General features: G+C 65.8%; 9 protein-coding genes. 8 read left to right on the top strand and 1 reads right to left on the bottom strand.

Annotation, left to right across the window (positions count from 1 at the left end; translation table 11 throughout):
• Positions 1–166: 166 nt before the first annotated feature.
• From ACM43_RS13255 to ACM43_RS13225, 7 genes are all read left to right on the top strand, one after another.
• Entirely contained in the window at positions 167–2,419 is a 2,253-nt protein-coding gene (locus tag ACM43_RS13255) for a flagellar hook-basal body complex protein (protein WP_157280822.1), read from the top strand.
• A gap of 34 nt (positions 2,420–2,453) precedes the next feature.
• Entirely contained in the window at positions 2,454–4,337 is a 1,884-nt protein-coding gene (flgK, locus tag ACM43_RS13250) for a flagellar hook-associated protein FlgK (protein WP_271540508.1), read from the top strand.
• 21 nt (positions 4,338–4,358) lie between these two features.
• Positions 4,359–6,242 carry a flagellar protein gene (locus ACM43_RS13245; protein WP_157280820.1) on the top strand — a complete coding sequence of 628 codons (1,884 nt, stop codon included), beginning with the start codon at positions 4,359–4,361 and terminating at the stop codon, positions 6,240–6,242.
• Positions 6,243–6,315: 73 nt separating this feature from the next.
• Entirely contained in the window at positions 6,316–7,101 is a 786-nt protein-coding gene (locus ACM43_RS13240) for a hypothetical protein (RefSeq protein WP_271540503.1), read from the top strand.
• 40 nt (positions 7,102–7,141) lie between these two features.
• Positions 7,142–8,740, top strand: coding sequence for a hypothetical protein (locus tag ACM43_RS13235; RefSeq protein WP_271540501.1), 1,599 nt, complete (start codon positions 7,142–7,144; stop codon positions 8,738–8,740).
• Between the two features lies 1 nt (position 8,741).
• Positions 8,742–9,995, top strand: coding sequence for an ATP-grasp domain-containing protein (locus tag ACM43_RS13230; RefSeq protein ID WP_271540500.1), 1,254 nt, complete (start codon positions 8,742–8,744; stop codon positions 9,993–9,995).
• A complete protein-coding gene (locus ACM43_RS13225) occupies positions 9,992–11,488 on the top strand; it encodes a pyridoxal phosphate-dependent decarboxylase family protein (RefSeq protein WP_271540498.1) in 1,497 nt (498 codons plus the stop codon). Before ACM43_RS13230 ends, ACM43_RS13225 begins: the two co-directional genes overlap by 4 nt.
• A gap of 74 nt (positions 11,489–11,562) precedes the next feature.
• On the opposite strand, the gene flbT is transcribed toward ACM43_RS13225, so the two are convergent.
• On the bottom strand, positions 11,563–12,006 hold the full coding sequence (gene flbT / locus ACM43_RS13220) for a flagellar biosynthesis repressor FlbT (RefSeq protein WP_271540496.1): 444 nt from the start codon (positions 12,004–12,006) through the stop codon (positions 11,563–11,565).
• 319 nt (positions 12,007–12,325) lie between these two features.
• Between flbT and ACM43_RS13215 the strand changes: the two genes are divergently transcribed.
• Positions 12,326–12,760: flagellin N-terminal helical domain-containing protein (locus ACM43_RS13215; RefSeq protein ID WP_442869300.1), on the top strand; the 435-nt coding region annotated here is incomplete at its 3' end.

The raw sequence follows: 12,760 nt of genomic DNA, 5'->3' as shown, positions 1-12,760 counted from the left end.
GCAATTGTTGCCGGCCCCGGCAAATGTGCCCCGGTCGTCAGACCGGGGCTTTTTAATTAAGTCATTGATTTGCTGAGGATACCCGCATTGGCATAGGCCTTGCGACGTCTCTTTCCGATTGCGGCCATGGTCGACCGGCCGCCGAGATCGGATTTGGAGACAAGTTATGGGTATCTTCGATGCAATGAACACCTCGGTGGGTGGCCTGCAGGCGCAGTCCTTCGCGCTGCAGAACATTTCCGGCAACATCGCGAACTCATCCACCACCGGTTACAAGGGCATCGGCACCAGCTTCGTCGACCTCATTCCGGACTCCTCAGTCCCGAGCAAGCAGGTGGCAGGCGGCGTGCAGGCCAACGCCAAGGCTACCATCACGACGCAGGGCACGATCTCGTCCTCCAGCGTCGCCACCAACATGGCGATCACCGGCGACGGCTTCTTCTCGATCCAGAAGGCGAGCGGCGTCGTCGACAACGTGCCTGTCTTCACCGGGGTGACCTACTACACGCGGCGCGGCGACTTCCAGCTCAATGCCAACGGCAACCTGGTCAACGGCGCCGGCTATTATTTGATGGGCGTCACCGTCGACCCGAAGACCGGCAACCCGACCGGCAGCGTGGCAAACGTCCTGCAATTCCAGAACAACTTCATTCCGGCGCAGGCGACCACCTCGATCCAGTACGCGGCGAACCTGCCGACCCAGCCGAACACGGTGGCAAAAACCACGGCATCGACCGGCACCTTGCTCGCCGCCGGCGGCCTGAACCCGTCCGATTTCGCCGCCAACCCGCTGCCGGTCGGCACGCCGCCGGCGCCCTATGCCAACGCGACGGTCTCGGGCGCGGCCGCAACCGGCAACATCCGCTCGGCCTATTCTTCGACGACGGCCACGGGCACAGTTGCGCTCCAGAACAATTCCTCGGCAGTCGCCTCGACCACCACCTCGCTCGACAATGCCGCCGGCACGCATCTCGCCTCCAGCATTCTGACCGCGTTGAGCGGCCAGACGCTGACCATCAACGGCAACACCATCACGTTCAACGGCGGCACCACGGTCTCGACCGTCGGCAGCAACACCACGATCGGTCTCGGTGCGGGCACCACGGCGACAGTGGCCGACATTCTGAATGCGATCCAGACCGCCGGCGGCGCCGGCGTCACGGCCTCGCTCTCGGTCAGCGGCAATATCCAGATCGCGACCGGCACCGGCACGGACGTTGCGATCGGCAGCGGCACGGCCGCCACCGCGCTCGGCATCAGCAGCGTGACACGCGGCGGCAACGTGCTGTCGTCGCCGGCGATCTCCGGCGCGACCGTGTTGAGCGGCAGCGCGACGGCCGGCGGCGCCCAGGTGCTCACATCCGGCTTCTCCGCCGGCGACACCATCACCGTCAATGGTCAGACCCTGACCTTCATGAACTCCGGCGCCTCGGGCCCGAACCAGATCAACGTCACCGACAACGTCACGACCCTGCTCGGCAAGATCGATGCGCTCTCCGGCGCCTCGGGATCGTCGGTCAGCAGCGGCGGCGTGATCACGCTGAACACCGGCACGGTCTCCAACCTGACGGTCTCCAGCTCCAACAGCGCGGCCTTCTCCGCGCTCGGCTTCACCTCGACCATCACCAGGAATCGCGAGGGTGGCGGCACGGCCGGCACCGGCGGCGTGATCGGCAACGACATCGCCACCTTCACCAAGGAATCGATCAGCGGCGGCGCGGTGACCGCCTACAATGCCGCCGGTACGCCGGTGAACCTGCAATTGCGCTGGGCCAAGACCGACAGCGCCTCGCTGGGCGCAGGTCATTCCGACAGCTGGAACCTGTTCTACCAGACCGACCCGAACGCGACCGGCACGACGGTCGGATGGGTCAATACCGGCCAGACCTTCACCTTTGCCGCCGACGGCTCGCTGACCTCGCCGAGCGGCTCGGGCATCACCATCAACAACGTCACCGTTAGCGGCCAGTCGCTCGGCTCGGTCGCCTTCAACATCTCCTCGGGCGGCCTGACGCAATATGCCAGCACCAGCGGCGCGGTGACGATCAACACCATCACCCAGAACGGCTACGCCGCCGGTCAGCTCCGCTCGGTCGCCGTCAACAACAACGGCGTGGTGGTCGGCACCTTCTCCAACGGCCAGAACCTCAACCTCGCGCAGGTGCAGCTGTCGCACTTCAACGGCACCAATTATCTGAAGGCGATGGACGGCGGCGCCTATGCCGCGACCGAACAATCGGGTGACGCCATCGACGGCGCTTCGGGCACCATCAGCGGCTCGTCGCTGGAGGGATCCAACACCGACATCGCCGACGAATTCACCAAGCTGATCGTGACCCAGCAGGCCTATTCGGCCAACACCAAGGTGATCACGACGGCAAACTCGATGGTGCAGGATCTCCTCAACGTGTTGCGCTGATCGGCGCGTGACGTAACAAAGGCGGGCCAGTGATATGGGTTTGAGTTCAGCCCTCGCCAGTGCGATGAGCGGTCTGCGTGCCAACCAGGCCGCGCTCTCGATCGTCTCCTCGAACGTCGCCAATGCGCAGACGCCGGGTTACGTCGTCCAGACGCCGAACCAGATCGAGGTCACCACCGGCGAGTTCGGCGCGACGGCGATGACGACCGGCGTCAGCCGCCTGCTCGACACCTATGTGCAGAACCAGCTACGGACCGAGACCGGCGGCGGCGGCTACGCCGACCAGATGGCCAACATCCTGAAGCAGCTTCAGAATGTCTACGGCACGCCCGGCAATTCCGGCACGCTCGAAAGCGCGCTGAACAAGTTCGCGACGGCGCTGCAGGCGCTGTCGACCAGCTCGGGTGCGTCGTCGGCGCAGACCGTCGCGCTCGGGGCGGCCCAGGCGCTCGCGACGCAGCTCAACGTCACCACCAAGGGCATCCAGTCGCTGCGCTCCAACGTCGAACAGGATCTCGGCAATTCGGCGCAGGCCGCCAATGCGGCCATGAAGCAGATCGCCGACATCAACACCAGGCTCCAGGGCCTGTCGGCCAACGATCCCTCGGCCGCAACGCTGATGGACCAGCGCGACCAAGCCATCAACACGCTGTCGAAATATGTCGACGTCCGCGTCACCACCGACAATTCGAACCAGGCCAACATCTACACCACGACCGGCATTCAGCTGGTCGGCGCCGGGCTCGCCTCCGAATTCTCCTTTGCCTCCGCCGGCGCGCTGTCGGCAACGTCCCTCTACAACATGGACCCTGCCAAGTCCGGCGTCGGCGCGTTCAACATCAAGCTGCCGAACGGCTCGCAAGTCGACGTCGTCGCCAACAACGTGGTGTCGTCCGGCCAGATCGCGGCCGATCTGAAGCTGCGCGACGACATTTTGGTGCAGGCGCAGAACCAGATCGACCAGCTCGCCGCCACGATGGCGAGCGCGCTGTCCGATAAGACAACGGCGGGCAGCACGGTCACCGGCCCGCCGGCCGGCTTCGATCTCGAGCTCGCCGGTGCGCTGCCGGGCAACACGGTCAACATCACCTATACGGACACGGCGACCAACACGCAGCGCCAGATCACGCTCGTCAACGTGACCGACCCAGCCGCGCTGCCGCTCCAGAACGCGACCAACGCCAACCCGATGCGGATTGGCGTCGACTTCGCCGGCGGCATGGGCGCGATCGCCTCTGCGCTGAACACCGCGCTGTCGGGCACGCATCTGTCGTTCTCCGCCGCCCCGTCGCCCGCGACCGCCACGACACTGAGGGTGACCGACGACAACACCGGGCTTGCCAAGGTCGGTTCGGCCTCGACCACCAAGACGATCTCGTCGCTGACCTCGGGCAATCCGCAGCTGCCGCTGTTCACCGACGGCGGGCAGGCGCTCTACACCGGCGCAATCACGGCGTCGGGCTCGCAGATGACCGGTCTTGCCGGGCGCATCGCCGTGAACACGCAGCTCGTGACCGATCCCACCCGGATGTCGGTCTACAATACCTCGCCGGTGACGCCCGCAGGCGACACCACGCGTTCGGACTATCTCTACTCGCAGCTCACCAGTGCAGTGTTTTCCTATTCGCCGCAGAGCGGCCTCGGCTCGGCGAGTCAGCCCTTCACCGGCAGCGTCTCGAACTTCCTCCAGCAGTTCCTGAGCGTGCAGGCCAACGCCGCGACCCAGGCGACCCAGCTCCAGCAAGGCCAGAGCGTCGTGGTCTCGACGCTCCAGGCCAAGTTCGACTCGACCTCCAAGGTCAACCTGGACTCGGAGATGTCGAACCTGATCCAGCTTCAGAATGCCTATGCCGCCAACGCCCATGTCATGTCGGTGGTGCAGACCATGATGAACACGTTGATCCAGGCTCAACTGTAAACAGTAACAGGGCTCCGAAAGATGGCGATCAGCAGCATCAACTATTCTTCGTCGATCCTGGGCGCGCAGATCCGCAACATCAATCAGCAGCTCACCGACCTCTCGACGCAGCTCTCGACCGGCAAGCTGTCGCAGAACTATGCCGGCATGGGGACGAACGAGGGCTTTGCGATCGCCGGGCGCGCGCAGCTCTCCAACATCGCCGGCTATACCGACACGATCACCAACGTCAACGTCAGCATCAACCTCGCCAACACCGCGCTGCAATCGCTGACCAAGATCCGCAGCACGGTGCAGACCGGCTCGGCCTCTACCGCGCAGGACCTCAACGTCAACGGTCAGACGATTGCCCAGAACACCGCCGCCGCCCAGTTCGGCTCGATGGTCGGTGTCCTCAACACGCAGACCGGCAGCCGCTATCTGTTCTCCGGAACGGCCGTCAACACCCAGTCAGTCGCCGATGCCGGCGACATCATTAACGGCACCACGACGCAGGCCGGCTTCAAGACCGTCATGGCCGAGCGCCAGGCCGCGGACTTGGGGGCCAGCGGCATGGGCCGCCTGGTGCAGACGCAGCCGACGGCGAGCTCCGTGCAGGTGTCGGAGGACGTCGCCGGATCGCCGTTCGGCCTCAAGATCAAGGCGGTGTCCTCGACGCTGAACGGGGCGACCGTCACCGGCCCGAGCGGCTCGCCGGTGTCATTCTCGGTCGATCTCAACGGCGTCAATCCGAACAACGGCGACAAGCTCAGCATTCAGTTCACCCTGCCGGACGGCACGACCGAGCAGATCGACCTGACGGCCTCCTCGGCAACGCCGACGCCGCTCGGCAGCTTCGCGATCGATGCGAGCACGCCCGTCAACCCGAACAATACCGCTGCGAATCTCAACACGGCGCTGAACACCGCGATTCAGAAGCTCGCCAACACCTCGCTGGTGGCGGCATCGGCGATCGTTGCGGGCGACAACTTCTTCAACACCGCGAGCTCTGCGATCGGCACCCCTGTCAACAACCAGGCGGCGCCGCCGACCCCGGTCACCGGCGCGACGGCGCTGTCGGGCGCGAGCCCCTCGGACTCGATCTCGCCGGGCTTCGTCGCAGGCGATACCATCACCGTCAACGGGACCACGCTGACCTTCGTGGCCTCGGGCGCGACCGGCAACCAGCTCAACGTTACCGACAGCATCCAGAGTTTGCTGAGCAAGATCGACACGATCACGGGCACGTCGAAGCCCTCGACGGTCCACGGCGGCTCGATCACGATCAACACCGACGACGCGGCGAGCCTCAACATCACGACGTCGAACACCGGCGCGCTGAGCGCGCTCGGGTTCAGCTCGACGCCGGTGACCGCCGCGCAGCCGCCGCTGCGCGTCGGCTCCTCGCCTGCGAGCTCGGCGACCACGCTGGTGAACGGCTCGGCCAATACGGTGAAATGGTATTTGGGCAATGACGGGCCCGGCTCGGCGCGCTCGACCGCGATGGCGCGGGTCGACGATGCCGTGACGGTGCAGTACGGAGCCCAGGCGAATGAGGATGCGATCCGCCGGCAATTGCAGGCGATCGCGGTGTTCGGCACCTTCTCGACCTCGCCGACCGGGCAATATTCGGGCGGGCAGGTCTCGGCGCTGAGCCTGCGCACGACCCAGGCGCTGACCCAGCAGCCCGGACAGCAGCGCATCGAGGACATCCAGACCGACATCGCGATGGCCCAGAACACGATGAAGGACGCGAGCACGCGCCAGACCCAGGCCAAGGCGCAGCTCCAGACCATCATTGACCAGGCGGAATCGGCTTCGCCCGACCAGGTCGCGAGCGAGATCCTGGCGCTGCAGAACGCCCTGCAGGCGTCCTACCAGGTGACCTCGAACCTGGCGCAGCTCTCGCTCGTCAAGTTCCTGTAAGGAAGCGTTAAGACGCCGTTAACCATGCCTGTTTACCTCTTGGTGAGGATTGCAAGCGGGGGCGGAGCGGTCGATGTCGGACAATTTGCAGCTGGTGGTGGCGACGCCTTGCTTCGGCGGGCAGGTGTCGAGCATCTATGCGAGCTCGATCTTCGCGTTGCAGCGGGCCGTGCACGGCATGTCCAATCTCGAGCTCAAGGTTCTCCTGCGCGACGGCGACGCGCTGATCACCCGTGCGCGGGCCAACCTGGTCGCGATGTTCCTGGACGATCCGAAGGCGACGCATTTCCTGTTCATCGATGCCGATATCGGCTTCCGGCCGGAGCAGGTGTTCCGCCTGATCGAATGCGGCGCGGACGTTGTCGCCGGCTGCTATCCGATCAAGCGGGTCAACTGGGACAAGGCCGCGCGGGCGATCCAGTCGGGTCGGGCCGACGTGCCGGCCGCCTCGCTCGACTACGTGCTCGAGATCGAGGATCCCGACCGCATCGTGGTGGTCAACGGATTTACCCGCGTGCGCTATGCCGGCACCGGCTTCCTGATGATCCGGCGTCACGTGCTGGAGGCGATGTGCCGCCACCCCGACTACGCGAACCTCCAGTTCTTCCGCGAACATTCCCATGATGCGCTGGCGGCGAGCCGGAACCGGTTCGCGCTATTCGAATGTATGATCGATCCGGCGACCGGCACCTATCTGTCCGAGGACTTCGCCTTCTGCAAGCGCTGGACCGACATCGGCGGCGAGATCTGGGCCGACATCCAGAGCCCGCTCGACCACGTCGGGCCATCGGTGTTCCACGGCGACATCGCCTCGCAATTCGCAGCCGTGCCTGCGGCGGCGGCCGATGCCGCGGCGTGAGCCTTTCGGGATGAGCGGCGGCCCATCCCCTCGGCGCGAGATGCAACGCGCCGCCGACGGCGGCTCGCGTTATCGCCTGCGCGACCTCTTCACGCCGCTCGACACGCTGCTCGTTTCCGGCGGAGATCCGCGCCTGGCGCTCGATCCCACCGGCCGCGCCAACGCCTATGGCTGCCCGGCTTCGCCGGAGCCGGAGGTGTGGAATTTCGCCTCCTCGACCGCGTCGACGATCTCGCAGGCGGCCTATGACCGCGCCGCGTTGGCGCGTGAAGAGCTGATGCACAAGTGCCTGCTCGACGAGGTCGAGCTCGCTTTCGATGCACGCTGCGAAGATATGCGCGACGAGCTGCGCGGTCATCTCCAGCTCTCGCCGCGCGTCGACGTGGTGTTCTCGCCGTCCGGCACGGACTCCCAGCTCCATGCCCTGTTCCTGGCGCGCGCGATGCTCGGCGCGCGGCCGGTGACGATCGTGGTCGGCGCCGACCAGACCGGCAGCGGCACGGTCCATACCGCGCGTGGACATCATTTCAGCGCCCTGACGGCGAGCGGCTTCGCGGTTCGCAAGGACGGTCCGGTCGCGGGGCTGGCCGGCGCCAGCATCTCGCTGCCGCTGCGCGCGGCGGGGGCCGGGATCGCGATGCGCATGGACGCCGATGAAGCGGTGCTGCATGCGGTCGAGGCCACGATCGCGCAAGGCGCGCCGGTGCTGCTCCAGATCATGGATTCCTCAAAGCTCGGATGGCGTGCGCCGAGCGCGGCCTGCCTCGACGAGATCGCGCGGCGCTGGCCGCGCAAGGTCCAGATCGTCGTCGATGCCTGCCAGGCCCGACTCGGCCGCCGACGGCTGCGCTCCTATCTCGGCCGCGGCTATATGGTGCTGATCACCGGCTCAAAATTCTTCGGCGGACCTGCCTTCAGCGGTGCGCTGCTGGTGCCGAAGGGCCTGTCGCGGTCGCTCGATCGCGTCGAGGGGATCGCAGCTGGAATCCGTGATTACGCCGGCCGCTGCGATTGGCCGATGGCCTGGACGGCGCTGCGTTCGCGCTTCGAGCGCCGTCCGAATTTCGGTCAATGGCTGCGCTGGGAGGCGGCGCTGGCCGAGATCGGCAGCTACTACGGCGTGCCCGGGGCCTTCCGCGCCGGGATGCTCGCCGAGGTCGCTGCCGGCATCGACAGCATGATCGCATTGTCGCCGTCGTTGCGCGCTGTTTCGGCCGCGACCCACGCGGCCGGCATCGACGATGAGGAATTCGCGCAACCCACCATCTTTCCGTTCACGCTGCTGCGCGACGGCAAGCCGGTTTCTGTTGCCGAGACCGCTTCTGTTCATCGCGCGTTGGCGCGTGACGTCAGCGAAGGGATCAACGGCAGCACGGAGGACCGTCAGGTCGCCGCGCAGCGCTGCCTGATCGGCCAGCCGGTGCGGCTGGAGCGGCAGGACGAGACGCCGCAGGCCGTGCTGCGCCTCTGCGTCGGCGCGCGGCTCGTGACTGAGGCCTGGTCGCCGGACAGGGCGGAGGCGCAGCGCAACGTGCAGCGCCTTCTCGACCAGATCGCCCACGTCCTGGTGAAGATCGAGCTGCTGCTCGCCGGTGGCGCAGCGGCGGCCGTGCCAGTAAAGTCCGCGTTCGAGGTGTGAGATGCAGCATCCGGTTTCCGCGTCGATCTGCCTGACCGCGGCGAACTATGCCGACCGCGTCGGCTTTGCGCAGCTGACGCGCCGGGCCTTCGAAGGCGTCGATCTGCATCCGTTGCGCGATCAGCTCGTCGCGCGCATCGCGGCGGGGACCGCGCTGGCGGGCGAGGGGCTGGACCTGTCGTTGATCACCCAGCTGCTGGGTGACAAGGATCGGGGGCTTGCGATCCAGTCCGAGGTGCTGGCCTTCCATCAATTGTTCCGAACGCCTAGCGCCGCCCCGAAGCCGGGCCTGCGCCTGCTCGCGCTTGCAGCCGACATCGACATGGGCGGCAACACGCCGATCGATTTCCTGCTCGAGGGCTCCGATGTCGAGCTGTTGACTCTCTATGTGATCAAGGGCGTCGGGTTGCCCGAGACCTTGCCGGAGCACGACGTGGCCATCGTGGTCGCGTCCGATTCCGAGGAATGCCGCGAGGCGCTCGCGCTGATCGAAGGGGCCGCGCCGCACTGGCCGCGGCCGCTGCTCAATCGCCCCGATCGCATCGGCAATCTCGATCGCGACAAGCTGTATCGGCTGCTGATGGACGTGCCCGGCCTCGACATTCCCGCGACCATCCACGCAACGCGCGCGCAATTGTCGGACCTCGCGCAGGCGCGGATCGCATGCGCGGACATCGCAAGCGAATTGCACTTTCCGATGATCGCGCGGCCGCGCGGCTCGCATGCCGGCGTCGGGCTCGCAAAGCTCGATGATCCGGCGGCTCTGGCGGCCTATCTCGCCGAACGGAAAGAGCAGGACTTCTTCGTCGCACGCTTCGTTGATTATGTGAGCCCCGACGGGCTCTACCGCAAATATCGCCTCGCCATGGTCGACGGCAAGCCGTACGCGTGCCACATGGCGATCGCCGACCGTTGGGACATCTGGTATCTCAACGCCTACATGGCCTTCAGCGAAGAGAAGCGGGCCGAGGAAGCCGTCTTCATGCGCGACTTCGATCATGCTTTCGGCGAGCGTCACAGAAACGCGATCGAGGAGATGAGCCGGCGCGTCGGCCTCGACTATTTCATCGTCGATTGCGCCGAGAACGCGGGCGGCGAGCTTCTGGTGTTCGAGGCCGACAACACCGCCGTCGTGCACAACATGGATTCGCCGGTCGTGTTTCCTTACAAGCCGCCGCAGATGCGCAAGATCTTTTCAGCGTTCACGGCGATGCTGTTGCGGCATGCGAAGACGGGCGGGGAGAGCGCAGCATGAACGAGATCATCCGCAATACGCAAAGCTCCGTTGCGGATGCCCCGCTCGATCCGCAGGACTGGAGCGAGTTTCGCGCGCTGGCCCACCGCATGCTGGACGAGACGATCGACGGCATCGCCAACGTTCGTGCGCGCCCCGTCTGGCGGCCGATTCCCGATGACGTTCGTGCGGCATTCAGGTCGGACGTGCCGCGCGAAGCGAGCGACCTTGCCGAGGTCTGTCGCGAATTCTCCGAGCATGTCGCGCCCTATGCGACGGGCAACGTCCATCCCGGCTTCATGGGCTGGGTGCATGGCGGCGGCACCGCCGTCGGCATGCTCGCGGAGATGCTCGCCGCCGGCCTCAACGCCAATCTAGGCGGACGCGACCACATGCCGATCGAGGTGGAGCGCCAGATCGTCGACTGGATGCGCCGCCTGTTCCTCTTTCCCGAGAGCGCGAGCGGCATCTTCGTCACCGGCACGTCGATGGCCAATCTGATGGCCGTGCTGGTGGCGCGCACCACCGCGCTCGGCACGCTGGCGCGGCAGCACGGCATCGGCAATGACGGTGCGCTGCTCGCGGCCTATACGTCGCAGGCAGCGCATGGCTGCATATCGAGGGCGATGGACATTGCCGGGTTCGGCACCGATGCGCTGCGCAAGATCCCAATCGATGCCGATCATCGCATCGACGTTGCCGCATTGCGCGCGCAGATCGCCGCCGATCGCGAGGTCGGCTTCAAGCCTTTCCTGGTGGTCGCATCCGCAGGCACGGTCGATATCGGTGCGATCGACGACCTCAGGGCGATCGCTGCGCTGTGCAGCGAGGAGGGAATCTGGTTTCACGTCGACGGCGCTTTCGGAGCGCTCGCGATCCTGTCGCCGGAGCTTGCGCCGCTGCTCGGCGGCATCGAGCTTGCGGATTCCATCGCACTCGACTTCCACAAATGGGGGCAGGTGCCGTACGATGCAGGCTTTCTGCTGGTGCGCGACGGCGAGCAGCATCGGCAGGCCTTCGCGCAGCCGGCGGCCTATCTGAGCCGCGAGGCGAGGGGGCTTGCGGCGGGCACAGTCTGGCCCTGCGATCTCGGTCCCGATCTGTCGCGCGGCTTTCGTGCGCTGAAGACGTGGTTCACGCTGAAGACGTTCGGCACCGACCGGCTGGGCCGGGCAATCGCGCGAAGCTGCGCGCTCGCCAAATATCTGGAGGCGCGCGTGCTGGCCGAACCGCGGCTGGAATTGCTGGCGCCGGTCAATCTCAACATCGTCTGTTTCCGCTATCGCAGCGGCGATGTGGTCAATCGCGAGATCGTTGCCGACGTCCATGAGTCCGGCATCGCCGCGCCCTCGGGCACGACGCTGGACGGTAAGTTCGCGATCCGCGCCGCGATCGTCAATCACCGCACCGAGGAGGCGGACATCGATGCGCTGGTCGCTGCCGTGCTGCAGTTCGGTGACCAGCGGAGCGGCGGAGTGATCGAGGTCGACGCGCCGCCGCTCGTAGCGCAATAGTTTGACGAGCGCCTGAAAACGACAACGGCCCCGGAGACGATCCGGGGCCGTTGTCGTTGGCGCGAACGCCTGTATCAGGCGGCGGCGGTGCTGACGTCGTCCTTGTCCGCTCCCGCCGTGGGATGCGTGGCCGCGAACTGGTTGCGCAGCTTCTCCTCGTAGGCGATCAGCTTGCGGGCTTCCTTCAGCGCCCGGTAGAGATCGCCGTTCAGAATGTGGTTGTTGATGCCTTCAATGATCGGCCAGGCGCTCGGCACGGCGGTGACGATGTCCCGCACGAGGTTGAAATAGGTGCCGTGCTGGGTCTGCGGATCCGGGGAGATATACATGAGCTGGACCGCCAGATAGACGAGCTTGGCGGGCGTGTCAGCGGTCTCCGGCGTGAGGATGTCGCGCTCGCGCAGGATCGGCACGTTCTCGCCGTCGATCAGGAGGCGGGCCCGCTGGTCCGTGTTGGTGATCACGGAATTGCCGACGATGATGCGTTCGTGCGGTTTGAGCTCGACCTTGAGGGCCATTCCGGTTCTCCATCAACGCTTTCGTAACCGAGCGTTCGTTGCGGCCTGTCAGACCCTGATTCTCGCTTGCAACTAGTTAACGAGCTGTAAACTCAGGTCCTTCCGGCCAAAAAGCTCAATGCTTTCAAGGGCGGGATTTGGCGGCGGTACGACTGGGCGCGCCGCTTACGGGGCCGAATCACGCGCGGCCGGGCAAAAGCGCCGCTTTCATTTCATGTTTCGTTAGAGGTCTCGGCTCCACGGTCCGCCGTCGCTGGGTCCATCGCGATCCAAGCAGACGTGTAACAGTAGCGTCGTTTACCAGAAAGGTAACAGAGTCATGTCCGGTATCGTCCTCTCCGCATCGGTTCGTCAGAACCTGCTCTCCCTCCAGTCCACCGCTGATCTTCTCGCCACCACACAGAACCGTCTGTCGACCGGCAAGAGCGTCAACTCGGCCCTGGACAATCCCACCAACTTCTTCACGGCACAGTCGCTCGACAACCGCGCCAGCGACATCAACAACCTGCTCGACGGCATCGCCAACGGCGTGCAGGTGCTGCAGGCTGCCAACACCGGCATCACCTCGCTGCAGAAGCTGATCGACTCTGCGAAGTCGATCGCCAACCAGGCGCTGCAGACCACGGTCGGCTACTCCACCAAGTCGAACGTCTCCGCCACCATCTCCGGTGCGACGGCGGCCGACCTGCGCGGCACGACCTCCTATGCCAGCGCGACGGCGAGCAGCAACGTCGTGTATAGCGGCGCGGCCGGC

The sequence above is a fragment of the Bradyrhizobium sp. CCBAU 45321 genome (assembly GCF_028128975.1).
Taxonomy (GTDB): domain Bacteria; phylum Pseudomonadota; class Alphaproteobacteria; order Rhizobiales; family Xanthobacteraceae; genus Bradyrhizobium; species Bradyrhizobium yuanmingense.
The sequence above is the reverse complement of the archived record's forward strand: the minus strand, read 5'-3'. Positions and strand labels throughout refer to the sequence as shown.

Bases quoted from the DNA above. Each gene is read 5' to 3' on its own strand.
- ACM43_RS13255 (WP_157280822.1), top strand. From the start codon at position 167: ATGGGTATCTTCGATGCAATGAACACCTCGGTGGGTGGCCTGCAGGCG.
- flgK (WP_271540508.1), top strand. From the start codon at position 2,454: ATGGGTTTGAGTTCAGCCCTCGCCAGTGCGATGAGCGGTCTGCGTGCC.
- ACM43_RS13245 (WP_157280820.1), top strand. From the start codon at position 4,359: ATGGCGATCAGCAGCATCAACTATTCTTCGTCGATCCTGGGCGCGCAG.
- ACM43_RS13240 (WP_271540503.1), top strand. From the start codon at position 6,316: ATGTCGGACAATTTGCAGCTGGTGGTGGCGACGCCTTGCTTCGGCGGG.
- ACM43_RS13235 (WP_271540501.1), top strand. From the start codon at position 7,142: ATGCAACGCGCCGCCGACGGCGGCTCGCGTTATCGCCTGCGCGACCTC.
- ACM43_RS13230 (WP_271540500.1), top strand. From the start codon at position 8,742: ATGCAGCATCCGGTTTCCGCGTCGATCTGCCTGACCGCGGCGAACTAT.
- ACM43_RS13225 (WP_271540498.1), top strand. From the start codon at position 9,992: ATGAACGAGATCATCCGCAATACGCAAAGCTCCGTTGCGGATGCCCCG.
- flbT (WP_271540496.1), bottom strand. From the start codon at position 12,006: ATGGCCCTCAAGGTCGAGCTCAAACCGCACGAACGCATCATCGTCGGC.